Origin of the sequence: Nostoc sp. NMS4, from assembly GCF_017115095.1 — a bacterium.
Lineage (GTDB): Bacteria > Cyanobacteriota > Cyanobacteriia > Cyanobacteriales > Nostocaceae > Nostoc.
In genome coordinates this window covers 1-19798 of record NZ_JABXKI010000048.1, presented here as the reverse complement: position 1 = coordinate 19798, position 19798 = coordinate 1, and the positions used below count along the sequence as shown (strand labels likewise).

The following is a 19798-nucleotide window of genomic DNA, read 5'->3' as shown; positions in this document are numbered from 1 at the left end:
TTCACAAACAATGTGCAAAGGCAAGTCCTTTGATTTAGAGATGTAGATGAATATAAGACCATATCAAAAATGATTCAGGAGCATGGTACAAGTTGGGAGACATTGAACTGCACGTTAGTAGAGAGAAAAACGCCAATAACCAAGCATCTAGACGGCATTTTTGTTTCCAAGTCGATAACTTGAACGCCTTTAAAGAACACCTAAAAGAGCATGGAATCGAAATTATTCCCGATCAACGACCACTTCCAGGATGCGCGCGGTTTTTCCTCCGAGATCCCGGTGGGAATCGTATAGAGATTGCAGAGTTCTTTAAGAGTACTTTTGCACAGCATCTGACTCCTGTTAGCGGATAGCTAAGGTTTAGCCCATTCTGATTTCTGAATTCTTTGTCAAATCAACAATTTTCTCCTAATGTTTCACACGCACCAATACTCACCCAACTGCTAGAACCATCTTCCCAATGTTCTTTCTTCCATATAGGGGCATTGTGTTTGAGTGTATCAATAGCATATTGGCAAGCTTCAAACGCCTCACTCCGATGAGGAGAACCCACAGCTACTAAAACGCTGATTTCCCCAACTCGCAAACGTCCAACGCGATGAAAAATTGCGACTCGATTCACATCAGACATAGATAAGCGAATATCAGCAGCAATTTGATAAAATATCCGCAATGCCATTGGTTCATAAGCTTGATATTCTAGAGCAATCACAGGTTTACCATCGGTTTGATTGCGAACCATACCACTCATCACAACCACAGCACCATTGGCTGGATCGTCAGATTTGGTGTAGATTTCTTCCAGAGATAATGGCGCAAAGGTAATGGCAAAACTATCTTCGGCTCTTGGTTTAACAGCAGAGGCAAGTGTGGTTGTCATAACTGTGTATATTATGTGGGCTTTTTCTATTGTCTCTGAAAAAGCGTTGCTCACCTATGTCCACTAGCTCTTGTTAATGCTTTGCCCCCCTGCCCCCTGCTCCCTGCCCCCTGCTCCCTGGCTCCTGAAGTCAACCAATGGGGCGATTACCGGGATTGACTGCATGAATATATTCACTACCCGATCGCGGTCTTCCTCGTTTATAATAAGCTTCTTCTGGTTTACCCCACCCTAGCTGCAAAATCATTTCCAAAAAGCTAGAATTTTCCCACTTGCACAAACTTGCCCACTCTGTTCTTTGAACAATTCTCTCTACATCAGATGTGACAATTTGCTGGTGTTGTTTACTATTATTAAAACTTAAGTATAAATCCATCCCTTTAGAGACTTCATGCCAAAATTCTACGATGGAATTTTTAGCGGCTTTTAATATCTCTAAGTCACCATTGAGGGCAATTAACTCAGTATCTATTTCGGGATAGTGCAAGTTTTTTCCTTTAACTGTCACTTCTCGCCAAATAATCCCGGAAACTCGATTTTCTTTCTGATACTCGTGAATTGCAGTTTTGAAATCTTGATAGGCAGTAAACTGTTGCAACCCATCAGTGCTGATAAACTGGTCAATTACAGGATTGCCAGAGACTGTTATTTCTAATTTTAGGCGTTTTCCTTTGAGGCAAGCTTGGCGTTCGGCTGCCAAAATTTGAATTAGCTCTTGGGTGGTGTAAACCTTTGACATCAGAATACACTCTATTTAGTCATTGGTCATTAGTCATTAGTCATTAGTCAGTTGTTACGGACTTATAGACTATAGATTAACTTTCTAATCATTATGCTTTGACATCGGCGGCAATATAGTAACAGATATCACTAAAAATTAGGGCAGACCAATTTGGTCTACCCCATAAGTTACTTAGCTAACTCACTACTAAACTCGTTAAAAGCTCGCCGTTTTAGCTGTGCTGTTTCAGTGCGTGGTAATAAATCAAAGATTTTACGAAATTGATCGTCTATTTCTTCAAAAGCTACTTGACCCTTTTTATTCAAAACTACTTCACCTGATTTATTTAACACCACTACTTGAGGAACACTCCCCCCATAGTAATATCCTGGTTCTGTTGGGTCGTAAGTCTCTTTTGGCGGGATAGTATCTACATTAATCGGCATAATCTCTGCTACCCGGCCATAGAATTCCTGTACCCGTGAAATGGAAATGGCATATCTTTTGGAATCGCTGCTATCATCCAGATAAAAAGCCAAAAATACGGGTTTATGTTCCGCTAAAGTCTGTGCGAGTGACTGTCTGGGAGGAACTAATGAACCATTGCCAGCATAAACGACAAAGATGTTGCCATCATATAAATCATTATTAAGACCAGCAGATGCAGGTTGCATACTTGTAATGAAAAGACTTACAAGCAACAACAGGCATTTGGACACCCACTTTCGCCAGCCAATAATTTGTTTATGTAAAAAAAGAAACTTTGTGCTATTCATCAAAAGGAACCTTGCAAGCTACTACTTGTTGTGAGTTTGTGCTGAATTTGGCAAACTGGGCTGGATATGTAATTACGCCCACGCACTATTTTTTAAGATAACGCCTACTGAGATTATCTCTCGCAAGTGGCTGGTATAGCTACGCAGAAGTCAAAACAAAGGCGAAGTAGCGCAACTGTAAGGCTCAACAATCCAAAATCCTTCGACTGAGCGAACGCGAGTGCGTCTCGGAGAGAAGTCAAATTCCAAAATTCAAAATTGCGATGACTGGCTTTTTCGGCCAGGATTCGCTAAACTCACAGGATTAAATTTGCACTTTTAATTAGCAACCGCCAGAAGACTAGGGTACAGATGTGGGAAACAAAATACAATTCATAGATAGGCTGCGATTGGGTTTCGCGGTGTCAGTGGCAAAAAGTGTGACGTTTATTGTGCAATTTTTGCGTCTGGGTGCTGCTAGTGTATTACCAGGCTCAATTGCTCGTCGCATTGAACCTCGACTTTTAGAATTATTGAGTCAGCAAGTTAAAAACGGGGTAATTTTAATTGCTGGTACTAACGGTAAAACTACTACAGCGCTGCTTTTATGCACGATATTAGAACGCAAGGGTTTTCGTGTCACTCATAATTCTACAGGTGCAAATCTGGAAAATGGCTTGATGACGGCGCTGTTAGAAAGCACCAACATACTAGGTACGCTAAATACTGATTACGCCATTTTGGAAGTTGATGAAAATATTGTACCAAGAGTATTAGCGCCACTCCAGCCGCGAATCATTCTCTGTTTAAACTTGTTCCGCGACCAACTCGATAGGTACGGCGAAGTAGATACAATTAGTAAGCGTTGGACAAAAGTTATTTCTACGCTACCAGCAGAAACGGTGGTAATTCCCAATGCTGATGACCCAACTTTATCTAATCTCGGTCAGCAGTTACCTCAACGGGTGTTATTCTTTGGTTTGAATGAACCAGAACATTATTTAGAAGCAATTCCTCACGCCGTTGATTCTATTTATTGTCCCAAATGTGGACATTCTTTAGATTACAAGGGTGTTTATTTGTCTCATTTGGGAGATTTTACTTGTCCCAAGTGTGGTTTTAGTAAAAGTAAACCAACTCTCGAAAGTAGTGAATGGTCGCAAATTCTGGTTGGTTTGTACAACAAATATAATACTTTGGCGGCTGCAACTGCGGCTATTGAGTTAGGAGTTGATGAAGCAACAATTAGAGATACTATTAACAACTTCCAAGCTGCGTTTGGTCGGGCGGAAGATTTAGTAATTAATGGTAAACGAGTACGGATATTATTATCAAAAAATCCTGTGGGAACGAATGAAACCATTCGCGTAGTTACTCAAAGCACAGATAAAACCACATTGCTAGTATTGAACGATCGCACACCCGATGGCACTGATGTATCCTGGATTTGGGACGTGGATACCGAGAAATTAGTCGAACGCGGCGGGACTTTAGTAGTGAGTGGCGATCGCGTCTACGATTTGGCTCTACGTCTACGTTACAGCCAAAAGTCCCTTGAGAGCAACTTAAATTTAATAGTTGAAGAAGATTTGCGACAAGCGATCGCAACTGCATTAGAGCATACACCAGATAATGAAACTCTACACATTCTACCCACCTATTCAGCCATGCTAGAAGTGCGAGAAGTTCTAACTGGGCGGAAAATTCTTTAAATTTGTCATTTGTCATTTGTCATTGGTCATTGGTCATTGGGCATGGGTTATTTCTCCCCTCGCTCCCTCATCTCCCCAGTCCCCAATCCCCAATCCCCAATCCCCAGTCCCTACGGTGTACACACAAGTCGAATTACCCCCCTTAATCCCCCCTTATAAAGGGGGGAAACCGGAAAATCTAGTTCCCTCCCCTTTGCAAGGGGAGGGTTAGGGTGGGGTAATTCGAGAACTGGTAGTGATTCGATAACTTCTGTATACACCGTAAGTCCCCAATCCCCAGTCCCCAATCCCCAGTCCCCAATCCCCATTCCCCAATCCCAAAATTTATGAGTTCTCAAAATTTAGAATTAACAATAGGTTGGCTTTATCCGACGCTGATGAGTACTTATGGCGATCGCGGTAATGTTATTACTATAGAACGTCGCGCTCAATGGCGGGGATACGATGTGAAAGTGTTACCCCTAGATCAAAATTCTACAGCCGCAGATATTAAAACTGTAGATGTAATCGTGGGTGGTGGCGCACAAGATCGTCAGCAAGAAATTGTCATGCGGGATTTGCAAGGCGCGAAAGCTGACGCGATGCGCGAGAAAATCGAAAATGGCACACCGGGAGTATTTACTTGTGGTTCACCCCAATTACTGGGACATTATTATGAACCAGGCTTGGGACAACGCATTGAAGGTTTGGGAATACTCGATTTAGTTTCCGTGCATCCTGGTGAAAATACTAAGCGTTGTATTGGTAACTTGGTGATTGAAGTGACAGCTTCACGTCTGGCGCGAGATTTAAAAGAGATGACGGGTAGTACACCATATTTAGTAGGCTTTGAAAATCACGGCGGACGTACCAAGTTAGGAAAAGTGGAAGCATTAGGGCGCGTGGTGTACGGTTTGGGAAATAATGGTGAAGATGGGACAGAAGGAGCATTTTATCAGAATGCGATCGCTACTTATTCTCACGGACCTTTGTTACCGAAAAATCCTTTTGTCGCCGATTGGTTAATTCAAACAGCGCTGCGGCTAAAGTATCAGCAGGAAATTACCTTAGAACCTTTTGACGATACTCTCGCTATCCAAGCACGAGAAGCGATGTTTAAGCGCTTGAAGGTGAGTTTGCCAAGTGCTGCTACAGCAAAAGCTTAAGGTGAGTTTGCTTTTTATTATTTTCATACACCAGAGAAAAACTTATGCAAAGTTGGCCATCTTGGATTCCTACTCCCCGGTTTTGGGTAAATGCGATCGCTCTGATTTTGTTGATGATTGGTTTCCAGTATGCGATCGTCTATCTTTGGGTAATTATTTCCATCCTAACTCACTTGTTACCCCAGCCTATTTTTGTCAAGTTAGCCTATTTATTTAGTTTACTAGCCCAACTTTTTCCGATTGTGCTAGTGGCATTTTTTCATCATTGGCTGCATCGATTTTTAGATAGCTTGTTTCCTGAGAGCCGATTACCAGAAACAGAGCTAGCAACAGAAGTTTTTCCTAGTTTTATCAGTTGGTGGGAAGGCTTGTATGGCTGGTTGGTCAATATTCTCTCGTCGGTAATAGCATTTGGTCTTATAATGCTTTTCTCGCCATCTCCTGACTTATTGAGTGTGTTCACTTTATTTAAGACTCAAGGGCAATCTCTGCTGATATTCCCAACTATAATCCGAGTGATTATTGCCGCTTATCTCTATCAATTTGAGTATTTGGTGCATCAGCGTTTGATAGCAGCAGGTAGGCAATAGTCTTCTGATAAAAGTACAAAAGGGGAGCATCCCAAATATGCAAAAACCTTGATAGCCCTCATCCCCTAACCCCTTCTCCCAAACATGGGAGAAGGGGAACTAGAATTATGTCTCCCCTCTCCCAAAGATGGGAGAGGGGCTGGGGGTGAGGGAAAAGATTTAAGCACTCATTGGGATGCTCCCGAACAAAAGTACCTGGTAGAGAAATAGAAAGTGCGATCGCAAAATTTGAATGGAATTGAATAGCAATGACAAATCCAGAACGGAAAAATGGCGTATACTAATGCTGCAATCCATTCAGCGTGTTATCAATAATCTTATACCAGCAACGGCGCTTTTCTGCTTACTGTGCAGACTCATTATGTTTACTGAATAAACTTGTTGAGTTCCTGGACTAATAAATGCACTGTTGTTGATGGATTGTCTTTAACTGGAATGTGAGGATTATATTGTTTAAGAAGATTTTCAGCATTTTTAATCGCAATAGATTGCTTCTCAAATAGCTCATCATAAATTGTTTCGCTATTTTTCTGATATGTGCAGCCAAATAAAGAAGTTAACTTCTTCAGATAATCACTTCGAGGAATACCAGTATTGAGAAATTCAAAATGCAAAACATACCATAATTCAAACGCTTCATTAGAATAAGCTACTTGAAACCCTTGAGCATTAGCATTTTTAATAGCGTTATTAAAATCTTCTAGAGTCCAAGAATCACGATCAAAAACACACCAAACTTGATCGTACTCTTCTTGTTCATTCAGATACTTTGCGCTTTTAACTAGTTTGCTCGGATTTTCTCCTAAACCCTGCACGTCTATTTCAGCGACATTCTTAGGAACACGAAAACTTCTAAAGTAGTTAGGTTCGGTTTTCGCTCCTTCACATACAATCAAGAATCTCTGTCTAATTTCCCTCGTATTAACTTTTCTCGGTGAGTATCCACGAGATATTTCCTTTTTTTTAGGCATGAGAGTCGATTAGATGATTCAAATTTCCGATATACGGAATTGCACCATATCTACCTTGAATATAATCACTCTCAAAGGATGCATTGTCAGGTATCTTGTATTCTGCTAAGGAATACAAATCTGTTGCACCATATCTATTTTTTTCAGTAAACCAAATTTGATCTCTCCGAAAAAGCTTATTGTTAAGCAAATTAGTATCGTGAGTCATAAATATTAACTGAGCATTACTTGCATTAGTTTCGTTGGAATTAAATAATTCCACAATTGCACGGCTAATTAAAGGATGAATTCTCGCATCAAATTCATCAATAATTAAGACTTTACCATTTTTTAGTGTATCAACAAGAGGTCCTGCTAAAGAAAAGACTTTTTGAGTTCCTTCAGATTCTTGATTATTTAAATTAAAAAGCTCTTTTGTAGATATAATATTTCCTTTATCATCAAACTTACGGTGCATGGTTTGAATTGATATCACTTTATTTCTAGGACTTTTTAAAATAAAATTATTGATTTCATCTGGGAATTCAAGAAGTAAAGAATCAACAGTAACTTCACTTTCTTCTACCTTTACATCATCAAATCCTAAATCTAGTTTTTTAATTAACTGAATAATTTCATCTTTATTTTCATCATTCATTAAACAACTAACTGTGTATCCTTGATAGCCACTATCATCTAAAGCAGAGACAAGTTTGACTCTGTTTGCCAGCCAATCCAAGATTTTCTCTGCAATCTGGACATTAAATTGAGCAGATACAGACAAAAAGAGGGCATTATGTCTTGTTTTTTGCTGAATGCCATCCGCTTTATATGTTTTAGAAACACTAATCTTGTCCAGTTTGCGCTCAAAAAGTTTAGTTTCTTTGGATTTAGGCACATAAAATAACCATTCAGAAACAACTTTGTCTAGAGTTGCCTCAAATCCATATCTATATCTTTTGCCATTCATGAAAAATACTATTTCAAAAAAAGATGGTTTAGCTTCGGTTTCAGTGCTAAGTTTAAATCGCTCAACACCTATTTTTTCCGTGCTTTGAGTCTCTTTAGAAGAATTAATCATGAACCATTTCATGAAACCTAAAGCTGTAGCTAGGTTACTTTTACCACTAGCATTTGCACCGTATATTGCAGCGCTTTTAAGTAGTTTTAAATCATTATCTATTTCAAAAACGTTATTTTCATCGAGATGTTTGTCTTTTGCGACAAGGTTCGCTGCCACCATACTAAAGGTGACTTGCTCTTTGAACGATCTGTAGTTACCAATACTAAATTCAATAAGCATATTATCAAGTTTAGGCTGAAGACAGAAATCTGTAAATAAATCATAATTTACTGCTTTAAGAGTAGCAATAATTGGTTTGAAAGGGTAGGGATTACTTCAGATAAATCAACAAATTCAACCCCGGAATTGTACGCGAAAGTGTCCACAAAACGAGGGTGATGTAAATTAAACCCAAACTCCATTGATACCAAGCAAGTGCAGAGATGATACCTGGTAAATGTTCGTCTCGGAGGCGAATATCATTAAATCCCAATTTAACTAAATTGTTGAGACTAAAATCATAATAGTTGAGCCAGTTCCAACGGCGATCGCACAACAAGGGCATATATCGTTCCCGAAATGTCTCATTCCTTGGTATCACTGGTAAACGCCCAATCAATAATCGTAACTGGCGAAATGTGCCGTCTTCTGTGAAGTAAGAAACGTCCATTAAATCGTGATACCGTCCTTGTTGGTAAAGTCGGATCAATAAAGCCATTGGTACGGGGACAAGAATTATTAACAGACACCCCAATGTCACCCAAGGTTGTTCAGCATTGCGAAAGATTGCTAGTAAGCTGAAGAATTCTAAAACGCTAAAACTGACTAATATCGAAATGGTTTCGTAGGATGTGGGAATAATTGGTACGGGATGCAGGCGACGATAGCGATCCACTAGCCAAAATAGTAAGCCGAAATAAGCGATCGCTAATCCTCCCACGCCAAAGACTAACCAGAAATTTGTCCCATAGCCACTCAATAACAACAGTATACTCAACGCCAACCAACCCCAAGCTTGCAGTAACCATCCACCGATAGAAAGGGTTTCGCCAACAATTAAGCGATCGCTTAGTTGGGTATATTTTTCCAAATCGATGTCTGCAATGGTGAGTAACTCACTACTGTTGCGAAAAGATTTTACCAGACGACGCTGGGCGATCGCTTCGGCTTGAGTTGCAGAAAAACCCAAGTTAATCAAACTTGCAACACTTGCACTATTAATATTTGTAGCCGTCAAACGATGGCCAAACTCGATTAATCGCAGTCGTTGTTTTGTGTATTCCAGTTCATTCGCATCGGCAATTTGCTGTTGCTGACGGAAATTTTGCCCCAAATTCCGCAAAATGTTTTGATTACCTTGTAATGTTGGGATGCAGAACATCTTACCAATCTCACCGGGATTACCTAAAATTTTTGCTTGGTTGGAGTTAAAGGTTAAGCCAGATACGCTCAAACAAGCCTCTTTAGAAAATCTGGCATCACTAAAATCTGCTTGGTTTAGAATATTCGCACTTTGCAAATTTACCAACTGGTTAAACTCCGTTTCTCGGAAGCTTACAGCTTGGTCAAAAGTCGCTTCTATTAGAAGGAGTAACTGATTAAAATTTGCTTTCGTAAACTGGGCTTGATTGGCAAAAAATGCTTCCGAAAAATCAGCATTTCCTTGCCATTGGACACTACTGAATTTAGCTAGCTGTTTAAAAGTTGTTTGGTTGAAGTTGGCAGAATTCTCGAAGAAACTGCCTTGAAAATCGGCGAGTTCCTGAAATTTAATTTTTTTAAAATTAGCTTTTTCAAAAAATATACTGCCCTGAAAATTGCTTGATTGCTGGAAGTTAGCACTGGTGAAATTAACGGGACGAGCAAATCTGGTTTCAGTCCAGTTTGTGGGTTGGAGAAAAGTTGCACCTTGGGCATCCACAGACTGAAGAAAAAATGTATTGGAGAATTTCACTTCGCCGTTGAAGCGAGTTTGCACCAGTGTTAAGACACCACGAAAGACGGCGATTTCACTGGCTGGGGTTGATTCTGTTCCCAGAAGCGATCGACAATCTTTGGAGTTGGGTAAAGCGTAGGCGTAGCCCGTCGTAGACATCGCAAGTGACTCTCGACAAACGAAGCGCAAACTTTCTAGTTTTTCTTGTTCAGTAGCAGTGAAAATGGGTGCGTATACGCCTCGTGCTTTGTCGCCAGACATCGCTTTTCCATATAAGGGTGTTCTTAATCCCAAATCGCTGCCGACAAAATCCCCCAGAATTAAAGCATAGCTGAGGTCTAAACCTAGAGGTTTTGTACCGAGTTCTTTTCGTAGGAGTTGGTAAAAAGCATCACGAAAGTTGGTATTTTCTGGGCGTAAATCGATCGCCATTTTTTGCAAATCTACGGTTAAATTTCCTTCGCGGAGTATGGGTGTGCGTAGTCGTTCTTGTAATAATTCTAGGGTTAGGGGTGTGCGTTCTGGTTGTGCCGAAGCTGGTAGAGGGAGGAGGAGGAGTAAAACGCAAAGGAACGCTAAGGGAAGCGCGGAGGTACGCAGAGAAACTCGTCTGTGTACTTTGCGTTTAAAAGATAAATTATGCAAATTCGTCACTAATCAGCAGAACAATTTTACCTGCTACAGTACCGCTTTCAATGAGTTGGTGGGCTTTAGCTGCTTCTTTTAAGGGAAATTTGTGACTCACGTGGATTTTTAATTTGCCTTCATCGATCCAGGTGGCAGATTGTTGGAGAATTTCTGCATGATGGTGGAGACTATTTTTTAATTCTAGTAAGGCTGGTGCTAACATGAATTCTAAACTGATGCGGAGGTTACGAGTTCTAGCAGTTTTCCAAACAGTGTTGGCATTTGGTTCGAGAATGGTAACAATATCTCCGTAGACTCGCACGGCGGGGAAGGTTTTGTGAAAGGTTTCGCCGCCTACGGTATCAAAAGCCAAGTCTACTCCTTCGCCATCTGTCCAATCTAATGCTGCTTGCACAAAGTCTGTTTGTTTGTAAAAAATTACATTATCGGCACCAAGTTGTTTGACGAAATTAGCTTTTTCATCAGAACTGACTGTGGTGGAAACAGTAGCACCTTTGAGTTTCGCTAATTGAATTGCTACATGGCCGACACCACCAGCACCCGCATGAATCAAAACCCGTTCTCCAGGTTCTAATCGTCCCCGTTCATATAAAGCTTCCCAGGCGGTGATTAATACTAAAGGCGCTGCTGCTGCTTCGGCAAAGGAGATTGAGGCGGGTTTACGTGCCACAAATCGCTCATCGACAACGGTATATTCGGCGTAATTTCCTTGGTGTGCGCCTAAGCCACCATAGCAAAAATATACTTCATCACCTGGGCGAAAACGCTGAACGCCAGCACCCACAACTTCGACAATACCTGCGCCGTCACATCCTAAAATTGTTGGCATGCGATCGGGGTAGAAAGTGCCTCGACTACGAAGTTTAGTGTCAATGGGGTTAATGCCAGCCGCCACTAAACGCACTAATAGTTCAGTATTCCCTACAGGAACGGCAGGGTTTGGCACATCCTGTATTTGCAGAACTTCGGGACTGCCAGCTGCTGTCATCAAGACTGCTTTCACAATTTTTTCCTCCTGGCTTTAGATGCACGTTCTTATGCAACTTTAGCGTAAGAGGGTGGACACAAAGCTATGTTTGAGGGAAAACTGCGATTTTTGACAACAAGGCGGTCTGGGGACTGGGAAAGGGTCTTTTTGCTAATTTAGTTGGGGCTTGAATCTCCATCAAAATTGTCCCAGTAAAGAGTCCCTAGTAGTCTGCCAAGAAATAATTGACGAATAAATTTTCTGTAGAGACGGCGATTTATCGCGTCTCTACAACCGTCAAAATGGATTTGACAGACTACTAGTACTTCATCAAGCAAAGTTTGAAGGGTAGAGAGAGGAACGAACCACAGAGGCACAGAGAACACAGAGTCAGAGAAAAAAAGAGATGTTTCAGAAGTTTCTCACCAAGCATTGTTGGCTTGATGGAGTACTAGTACTCTGTCCCAAAAGTTTTGAGAGGTTATACCAATTCTGTATGAAGATGCGCTAAACCATGTTTAAGTAGAAGAAAGAAAAACGAACCGCAAAGCACGCATTCGCGCAGCGTCTCGTCAGAGAAGGACACGAAGAAATAAAGAAAGAAAGATTAAAAGGGTTTGGCGCAGCCTCACAAAGAAATGGTATTAGTGGTGTTCAGATCCCCGACTTCTTCAAGAAGTCGGGGATCTAGCAGCCCCGCAAAGTTGGCTTGACACGCTACTACAAGACTACTGAATATCAGAGATTCCCGACCCTATACCCCACAAAAAAGAATCAACTGCCTTAAAGTCTTATCAAATAGAGGCTTTGGTGATTGAGTACATTATTAATGCATATTAATAGATGCAGTATTGCAGATGAGATATTAATAGATGCAGTATTGGTTGAAGGTTAACTTAAGAGCCAAAAGCCATCAATAAATTATCCTTTGAATGCGGAGTAAATCCTACCGCTAAATCTTTAATGTATATAAATACACTCACTTTCTAATTCTAGCTATTGCTGATTCTTCTATTCACCTGTTCTGATAATGCAGTTTAGAGGCGGGGACAAAAATCAAATTATGAACAAAATCTTTGCAACCATTGATGGGAATGAGGCTGTCGCCCGTGTTGCTTACAAATTAAATGAAGTAATTGCCATTTATCCCATTACCCCCTCTTCAGCTATGGGTGAATGGGCAGATGCTTGGTCAGCAGAAAGTCGTCCTAACCTCTGGGGGACTATTCCCAGCGTCGTGCAGATGCAGAGTGAAGGGGGAGCCGCCGGTGCTGTGCATGGGGCATTGCAAACTGGTTCTCTGAGTACCACTTTCACGGCATCTCAGGGATTATTGTTAATGATACCCAACTTCTACAAAATTGCTGGTGAACTGACTAGCGCAGTGGTTCACGTTGCTGCCCGTTCTTTGGCTACTCACGCTTTATCAATTTTTGGCGACCATAGTGATGTGATGGCAGCTCGGGCAACTGGTTTCGCCCTGCTGTGTTCCGCTTCGGTGCAGGAAAGTCAAGATTTTGCTCTCATTGCCCATGCTGCTACTTTAGAGACGCGAGTCTCGTTTATGCATTTCTTTGACGGCTTCCGCACATCACATGAAGTGCAGAAAGTCAAATTGCTTGCAGATGACGATTTACGATCGCTAATCCACGATAACCTAATACTCGCCCACCGCAGCCGCGCCCTCACCCCAGATCGTCCCGTCTTGCGGGGGACTGCCCAAAATCCTGATGTCTACTTCCAAGGACGTGAAGGCGCGAACCTTTACTACAACGCCTGTCCAGAAATTGTCCAGCGCATTATGGATGAATTTGGCGATCGCACGGGAAGGCATTATAAAATCTATGAATATTACGGCGCGAAGGATGCCGATCGGGTTATCGTTCTTATGGGTTCGGGCTGTGAAACCGTCCATGAAACAGTAGATTATCTTAACGCCCGTGGTGAAAAACTTGGTGTATTGAAAGTGCGACTTTATCGCCCCTTTGATGTCCACAGATTTGTTGCAGTATTACCAACTAGTGTAAAAGCGATCGCAGTTCTCGATCGCACCAAAGAAGCAGGTAGCGCCGGTGAGCCTTTGTATTTGGATGTAGTTACAGCTTTGTATGAGGGTTGGGGAGCAGGGGAGCAATTAGGATTAGATTCCCCTCTGCCCCTCCGCCCCTCCGCCCCTCTGCCCAAAGTTATTGGTGGTCGTTACGGTCTTTCTTCTAAAGAATTTACGCCGGCGATGGTGAAGGGCATCTTTGATAATCTTGCCCAAAGCCAGCCAAAAAATCATTTTACGATTGGGATTAATGACGATGTTAGTCACACGTCTCTCAGCTTTGACCCTAACTTCTCTACAGAATCGGATAATGTTGTTCGGGCAATGTTCTATGGGTTGGGTGCTGATGGCACTGTTGGGGCTAACAAAAACTCTATTAAGATTATTGGTGAAGAAACCGACAATTACGCCCAAGGCTATTTTGTCTATGATTCCAAGAAATCTGGGTCAATGACCGTCTCTCACCTCCGCTTTGGTAAAGAGCCAATTCGCTCTACCTACCTAATTGACCAAGCTAATTTTATTGGTTGTCATCACTGGGGATTTCTGGAACGCATAGATATTTTAAAGGCTGCTATTCCTGGGGCGATTTTGCTGCTTAATAGTCCATACAATGCAGATACTGTCTGGGAATATCTGCCGTTGAAGGTGCAGCAGCAAATCATTGAGAAGCATTTGAAGTTATACGTAATTAATGCCAGCCAGGTTGCCCGTGAAAGTGGGATGGGTGGCAGAATTAACACTATTATGCAAGTATGCTTCTTTGCCTTAGCGGGTGTCTTGCCACAAGAAGAAGCGATCGCTAAAATCAAACAAGCGATTGACAAGACTTATGGTAAAAAAGGTGTAGAAGTTGTCCGTATGAACTTGCAAGCTGTAGATAACACCTTAGACAACTTGCATAAAGTAGATGTCCCCCAAACAATCAATAATCAACAATCAACAATCAACAATCCAAGATTGCTTGATAGTGCGCCTGAATTTGTGCGAGAAGTTCTGGGCAAAATCATGATTTGGGAAGGTGATGACTTACCCGTTAGCAGACTACCCGTTGATGGCACTTTTCCCGTGGGTACTGCCAAGTGGGAAAAACGTAACGTTGCCGAAGAGATACCTGTGTGGGAGCCGGATGTCTGCGTGCAATGTGGTAAGTGCGTTATGGTTTGTCCCCACAGTGCCATTCGCGCCAAGGCTTATCAAGCAGATGAGTTAGTTAATGCGCCAGAAACCTTTAAGTCAACTGGTGCAAAAGATAAAGACTTTGCCAATCAAAAATTTACCATTCAAGTCGCCCCAGAAGATTGCACGGGATGCACGATTTGTGTAAATATTTGCCCTGCTAAAGATAAATCTGAGCCATTGCGGAAAGCGATTAACATGGCGCAGCAGTTGCCTTTACAAGAACAAGAGCGGAAGAACTGGGATTTCTTCTTGAGTTTACCTAATCCTGACAGGCGATCGCTAAAATTAAATCAGATTCGCCAACAACAACTGCAAGAACCTTTATTTGAATTTTCTGGTGCTTGTGCAGGTTGTGGTGAAACGCCTTACTTAAAATTATTAACACAATTGTTTGGCGATCGCGCCGTCATCGCCAATGCTACAGGTTGTTCTTCAATTTATGGTGGCAATCTCCCCACCACTCCTTGGACAACCAACGCCCAAGGACGCGGCCCCGCGTGGTCTAATAATTTATTTGAAGATAACGCCGAATTCGGTTTTGGCTTCCGTCTCTCCCTCGACAAACAAGCTGAGTTTGCGGCGGAACTACTGCAAAAATTGGGGAGTGAAATAGATGAAAACCTTGTCTACTCCATCCTCAAAGCTGAACAAAAATCTGAAGCTGACATTTGGGAACAGCGCGAAAGGATAGAACTGTTGCAGCAGAAGTTAGATGAAATCCTAACTTTCGACCCCAATCTCAAATCCCAAATTCAAAATCTCAAATCCCTTGCAAATTACTTAGTGAGAAAAAGCGTCTGGATTGTTGGCGGTGACGGTTGGGCTTATGATATTGACTTTGGTGGTATCGATCATGTGATTGCTAGTGGTCGCAATGTCAACATTTTAGTGATGGATACAGAAGTATATTCTAATACAGGCGGTCAATCTTCTAAAGCCACGCCAAAAGCCGCAGTTGCTAAATATGCCGCCAGTGGTAAGCCAGCACCAAAAAAAGACTTAGGGATGATTGCCATGACCTACGGGAACGTCTACGTAGCAAGTGTAGCCCTTGGTGCTAGAGATGAACATACCCTGAAAGCATTTTTAGAAGCAGAGGCTTATGATGGACCATCACTGATTATTGCTTACAGCCATTGCATCGCTCACGGCATTGACATGACTACAGGGATGAATCATCAGAAAACTCTGGTAGAATCAGGTCGTTGGTTGCTGTATCGGCATAATCCAGAGTTGCTTAACCAGGGTAAAAATCCTTTGCAATTGGATATGCGATCGCCTACGCAATCGGTAGAACATTCGATGTATCAAGAAAATCGCTTCAAAATGCTGACTAAGAGCAAACCCGACGTTGCCAAACACTTGTTAGAACAAGCGCAAGCCGAAGTAGATGCACGTTGGCAGATGTACCAATATCTGGCAAAACGCGAGATTCTTTGAAGATTAGCTCTGATACGAATGGCACGCTTGTAAAGCCCAAATACTCAACTTAACCTCGTTAACCTCGTTCCCAGCCTCTAGACTGGGAACGAATTCTAAGAGGCTCTGCCTCTTGTCAAGAAAGATGAGGCGGAGCCTCTCTTAATGGGTTCCCAGCCTGGAGGCTGGGAACCAGTTGGTTCTTTGAAAAGACACGTAGGGGAGCCAGTCGTGTGGGCGGGTTTCCCGACTTGAGCGAACTGACGTTGTGGTAACGTACTAAAAGCTAATGGTGCGTTACGACGTTCCGTCTAACACACCCTACAATACCTAATTGTTTTCTATATGACTTTAGTTATACCAGTCCTAAATCATTTGTGAATAATCAGATCCCCGACTTCTTTGAGAAGTCGGGGATCTGATCTGAGTCTCTCGATTTTTACAACTGATTTAGGATTCCTATATAAACATTACGACTTGATTAACTCAAGTCGCAATTTTGATTATGAAATAAACCATTTTGGTTACTAAACTCGTTATTTTCGTTACAAAAGAATCATTTTGGTTACTTAAATAATTCTTTTTGTAACAAACATGATAAATTTTGATTATAAAAAACCATTTTGGTTACTAAACTCATTATTTTCGTTACAAAAACGAAAATTTTTGTTACAAAAGCACCATTTTGGTTACTCAAGTCATTATTTTCCTTACTAAGGCTGTAGTTTAAGTTGTATTAAACATAAATTTTATATAGCACTTCCGAAAATTTACTCTAAATTTATCAATAATCACACTTAGCCTCTTGACAATGCTTAGATATTCATCAGAGTATTTAGATGATTTAACGGTTATCATCAAACTAATTTTTGCTTACAAAGTTAAATAGGTTGACTAGCTGACACCAAAAGACTGCTTGTAATTCGTGATTAAATTTTTTAATTACGAATTACAAGCTGATAAATTATTCAATTACCGCTATCGGTCAGATGTGTCAGCAGAGAGGCATCAGAGAAGATAAGCGGGGGAATATTAATAGATATACAAATTAATTTTAGAAGAAAGCAAGTGCCGCAGCTACGCTCGTCGTAAACATCGCTTGATTTACAACGCAGTCATACATTGGTAATTTAATGGCAGTGCGCGGAAGGCGAGGAGAGCAAATTGGATTGGGATTTTTTACAAAAACTCTAACCGAGCCGCTTAGTACTCAGCCTCATAACACAGATTGGCGGCAATCAGCCACCCATTTGAAACGTCTAAAACCCTTACGAATTACGTTAGCGCAGCGTTAGCGACGCAGGAGCGTCATTACGAATTACGAATTACACAAAGCGGTATCAGTGTCTTTGCTAATGACTAACGACAAATAACTGATAAAAACTAACATTGGAGAAATGATGGCAAATTCAGTTTTTAACTTATCTAACCTCAATGGCACTAACGGCTTTGCCATCAACGGCATCAATTCAGGTGATTTCTCAGGCTTCTCTGTCAGCAGTGCCGGAGATATCAACGGCGACGGTTTTGACGACGTGATTATCGGTACAAATTATCCCTTCTACAACACCACCAAACCAGGGCAGAGCTACGTGGTGTTTGGTCGCAAGAACGGTTTTAGCCCCCAACTCAACCTCTCCACCCTCAACGGCACTAACGGCTTTGGCATCAACGGCATCAATCCTGGTGATTTCTCAGGCTACTCTGTCAGCAGTGCGGGAGACATCAATGGCGATGGTCTTGATGACGTGATTATTGGGGCATTTCGGGCCAACGGCGAATCAGGGCAGAGTTATGTGGTATTTGGCAGCAAAAGTAGCTTTAGTGCCAAACTTAACCTCTCCACTCTCAACGGCACTAATGGCTTTACCATCAACGGCATTGATAACGGCTTAAGCGACCAAGCAGGTTTTAGTGTCAGCAATGCGGGAGACATCAACGGCGACGGCATTGATGACATTATTATTGGAGCAGATCGTGCCCCCAATGGCAACAGGTCAGGGCAGAGTTACGTAGTGTTTGGCAGCAAAAAGCGTTTTGCTGCAAACTTTGACCTCTCTACCCTCAACGGCACTAATGGCTTTACCATCAACGGCATTAATTCAGGTGATTTCTCAGGCACATCTGTTAGTAATGCGGGAGACATCAACGGCGACGGCATCGACGACGTAATTATTGGGGCATCTGGTGCTTCTCCCAACGGCGAGCAATCAGGGCAGAGTTACGTGGTGTTTGGCAGCAAAAGCGGTTTTAAAGCCCAACTCAACCTTTCCACCCTCAACGGCACTAATGGCTTTGCCATCAACGGCATAAAACAATTTGACTTCTCAAGCAGGCCTGTTAGTAATGCGGGAGACATCAACGGTGACGGCATCGACGACCTGATTATCGGGGCATACGGTGCTTCCCGAAACGGCGAGGAATCAGGGCAGAGTTACGTGGTGTTTGGCAGCAAGAGCCGTTTTAGTCCCCAACTTAACCTCTCCACTCTCAACGGCACTAATGGCTTTACCATCAACGGCATCAATCCCGGTGACTTCTTAGGCAGGTCTGTCAGCAGTGCGGGAGATATCAACGGCGATGGCATCGACGACCTGATTATTAGGGCATCTGGTGTTAACAAGGAACCAGGGCAGAGCTATGTGTTGTTTGGCAGCAAGAGCAGTTTTAGTTCCCAATTCAACATCTCCAGCCTCAACGGGACTAACGGCTTTACCATCAACGGCATCAATTCAAGTGACCTCTCAAACACCTCTGTCAGCAGTGCGGGAGACATCAATGGCGACGGCATTGATGACCTAATTATTGGGGCATCCAGTACATCTCCCAACGGTATCAACGGCTCAGGGCGGAGTTATGTGGTGTTTGGCAACCGCGCCCCCGTTCTCGACCTCAACGGCAATTCTTCAGGAATTAATTTTAGCACCACCTTTAGCGGTACTCCTGTCTCGATAATCAAAAGTAACTTCACCCTCAGCGACAATAATACTACCCTAGCTGGTGCTACCATCACCATCACCAATCTCTTAAATGGCGCAGCCGAAAGTCTCAATGCCACTGCTATTGGTAACATTACTACTACTTACAACGCTACTACAGGCACTCTTACGCTGAACGGCACAGATACCATTGCCAATTATCGGAAAGTCCTTAATAGCCTTACCTACAAAAATACAGCTACTTCGTTTAATACTACTAACCGAGTCATTAAGTTTGTCGTCAATGACGGACAAGGTTTTAGTAACACCAGTGCAGTGGCAACCACCACCTTGGGTTTTAACCAGAAATCCATCATTGGAACCAACAGTGCAGATATTCTCAGAGGCACATTAACTCAAAATGCCAAGAATCTAGAAGTCACTTTTGCAAATACCAGCAATAGTAAAGTCATTCTAGAAAACTTCAAATTAGAAAATCTGGATAATTTACCCGCATTGGGTGGTAGATTAGCGATCGCTAATATCCTATTGGACGATCAGAGCAGCATTGCCGACAGTTTTGATGTCTTAGATGCCGACTCAAATCCTACCAGCATCTTCAATCAAAACGCGGTTACATTCCTGAATGAGCTAAATAATAACATCTCTGGTTTTGACAACTCCAATGATGTGATTAATGGTCAAGGGAGTAATGATAAAATTGATGGTAAGAGCGGCAATGACTATCTGCGTGGAGAAGCAGGTAATGATACCCTCATCGGCGGTGCGGGTAATGACGTACTCACAGGCGGTGCGGGTGCTGACAGATTCCTTTACAACACCAATGCTGCTTTTAACAGTT

13 protein-coding genes are annotated in these 19798 nt (G+C 42.2%); 6 read left to right on the top strand and 7 right to left on the bottom strand.

The window, feature by feature from the left end:
- The first annotated feature begins 92 nt into the window (after window positions 1-92).
- A complete protein-coding gene (locus HWQ37_RS02085) occupies window positions 93-353 on the top strand; it encodes a VOC family protein (RefSeq protein ID WP_292743143.1) in 261 nt (86 codons plus the stop codon).
- A gap of 41 nt (window positions 354-394) precedes the next feature.
- Here HWQ37_RS02085 and HWQ37_RS02080 read toward each other — a convergent pair whose 3' ends face one another.
- The 3 genes from HWQ37_RS02080 to HWQ37_RS02070 form a co-directional block, all read right to left on the bottom strand.
- Window positions 395-880, bottom strand: coding sequence for a molybdenum cofactor biosynthesis protein MoaE (locus tag HWQ37_RS02080; RefSeq protein ID WP_292743141.1), 486 nt, complete (start codon window positions 878-880; stop codon window positions 395-397).
- Between the two features lie 130 nt (window positions 881-1010).
- Entirely contained in the window at window positions 1011-1619 is a 609-nt protein-coding gene (locus HWQ37_RS02075; RefSeq protein WP_292743140.1) for a hypothetical protein, read from the bottom strand.
- A gap of 170 nt (window positions 1620-1789) precedes the next feature.
- On the bottom strand, window positions 1790-2377 hold the full coding sequence (locus HWQ37_RS02070; protein ID WP_292743138.1) for a thylakoid membrane photosystem I accumulation factor: 588 nt from the start codon (window positions 2375-2377) through the stop codon (window positions 1790-1792).
- Between the two features lie 353 nt (window positions 2378-2730).
- On the opposite strand from HWQ37_RS02070, the gene HWQ37_RS02065 reads away from it, so the two are divergent.
- The 3 genes from HWQ37_RS02065 to HWQ37_RS02055 all read left to right on the top strand — a co-directional run bounded on the left by HWQ37_RS02065 (window position 2731) and on the right by HWQ37_RS02055 (window position 5803).
- Window positions 2731-4068 carry a Mur ligase family protein gene (locus tag HWQ37_RS02065; protein ID WP_292743136.1) on the top strand — a complete coding sequence of 446 codons (1338 nt, stop codon included), beginning with the start codon at window positions 2731-2733 and terminating at the stop codon, window positions 4066-4068.
- 326 nt (window positions 4069-4394) lie between these two features.
- The gene (locus tag HWQ37_RS02060) at window positions 4395-5213 is read left to right on the top strand and encodes a type 1 glutamine amidotransferase (RefSeq protein ID WP_292743134.1); all 819 of its coding nucleotides are present in this window, start codon (window positions 4395-4397) and stop codon (window positions 5211-5213) included.
- A gap of 44 nt (window positions 5214-5257) precedes the next feature.
- Window positions 5258-5803 (top strand): hypothetical protein, encoded by a 546-nt coding sequence (locus tag HWQ37_RS02055; protein WP_292743132.1) that lies wholly within the window; start codon window positions 5258-5260, stop codon window positions 5801-5803.
- 365 nt (window positions 5804-6168) lie between these two features.
- Here the strand turns inward: HWQ37_RS02055 and HWQ37_RS02050 are convergent, their stop codons facing one another.
- The 4 genes from HWQ37_RS02050 to HWQ37_RS02035 all read right to left on the bottom strand — a co-directional run bounded on the left by HWQ37_RS02050 (window position 6169) and on the right by HWQ37_RS02035 (window position 11403).
- Window positions 6169-6774, bottom strand: a complete 606-nt coding sequence (locus HWQ37_RS02050; protein ID WP_292743130.1) for an RloB family protein — start codon at window positions 6772-6774, stop codon at window positions 6169-6171.
- Window positions 6767-8056 carry an AAA family ATPase gene (locus HWQ37_RS02045; RefSeq protein WP_292743128.1) on the bottom strand — a complete coding sequence of 430 codons (1290 nt, stop codon included), beginning with the start codon at window positions 8054-8056 and terminating at the stop codon, window positions 6767-6769. The genes HWQ37_RS02050 and HWQ37_RS02045 overlap by 8 nt, the downstream gene beginning before the upstream one ends.
- Before the next feature lie 91 nt (window positions 8057-8147).
- Complete coding sequence (locus HWQ37_RS02040; protein WP_465249657.1) at window positions 8148-10397, bottom strand: pentapeptide repeat-containing protein; 2250 nt, start codon at window positions 10395-10397, stop codon at window positions 8148-8150.
- Window positions 10390-11403 carry a zinc-dependent alcohol dehydrogenase family protein gene (locus tag HWQ37_RS02035; protein WP_292743126.1) on the bottom strand — a complete coding sequence of 338 codons (1014 nt, stop codon included), beginning with the start codon at window positions 11401-11403 and terminating at the stop codon, window positions 10390-10392. Before HWQ37_RS02035 ends, HWQ37_RS02040 begins: the two co-directional genes overlap by 8 nt.
- A 1027-nt stretch (window positions 11404-12430) precedes the next feature.
- Between HWQ37_RS02035 and nifJ the strand changes: the two genes are divergently transcribed.
- Window positions 12431-16039, top strand: coding sequence for a pyruvate:ferredoxin (flavodoxin) oxidoreductase (gene nifJ, locus HWQ37_RS02030; RefSeq protein WP_292743124.1), 3609 nt, complete (start codon window positions 12431-12433; stop codon window positions 16037-16039).
- 1379 nt (window positions 16040-17418) lie between these two features.
- The coding region (locus tag HWQ37_RS02025; RefSeq protein ID WP_292743122.1) for a beta strand repeat-containing protein at window positions 17419-19798 on the top strand (2380 nt) is incomplete at its 3' end.

What these genes read in the sequence shown, in the direction of transcription:
- HWQ37_RS02075 (WP_292743140.1), bottom strand. Translation starts at nt 1,619, where the DNA reads ATGTCAAAGGTTTACACCACCCAAGAGCTAATTCAAATTTTGGCAGCC.
- nifJ (WP_292743124.1), top strand. Translation starts at nt 12,431, where the DNA reads ATGAACAAAATCTTTGCAACCATTGATGGGAATGAGGCTGTCGCCCGT.
- HWQ37_RS02080 (WP_292743141.1), bottom strand. Translation starts at nt 880, where the DNA reads ATGACAACCACACTTGCCTCTGCTGTTAAACCAAGAGCCGAAGATAGT.
- HWQ37_RS02070 (WP_292743138.1), bottom strand. Translation starts at nt 2,377, where the DNA reads ATGAATAGCACAAAGTTTCTTTTTTTACATAAACAAATTATTGGCTGG.
- HWQ37_RS02060 (WP_292743134.1), top strand. Translation starts at nt 4,395, where the DNA reads ATGAGTTCTCAAAATTTAGAATTAACAATAGGTTGGCTTTATCCGACG.
- HWQ37_RS02045 (WP_292743128.1), bottom strand. Translation starts at nt 8,056, where the DNA reads ATGCTTATTGAATTTAGTATTGGTAACTACAGATCGTTCAAAGAGCAA.
- HWQ37_RS02055 (WP_292743132.1), top strand. Translation starts at nt 5,258, where the DNA reads ATGCAAAGTTGGCCATCTTGGATTCCTACTCCCCGGTTTTGGGTAAAT.
- HWQ37_RS02050 (WP_292743130.1), bottom strand. Translation starts at nt 6,774, where the DNA reads ATGCCTAAAAAAAAGGAAATATCTCGTGGATACTCACCGAGAAAAGTT.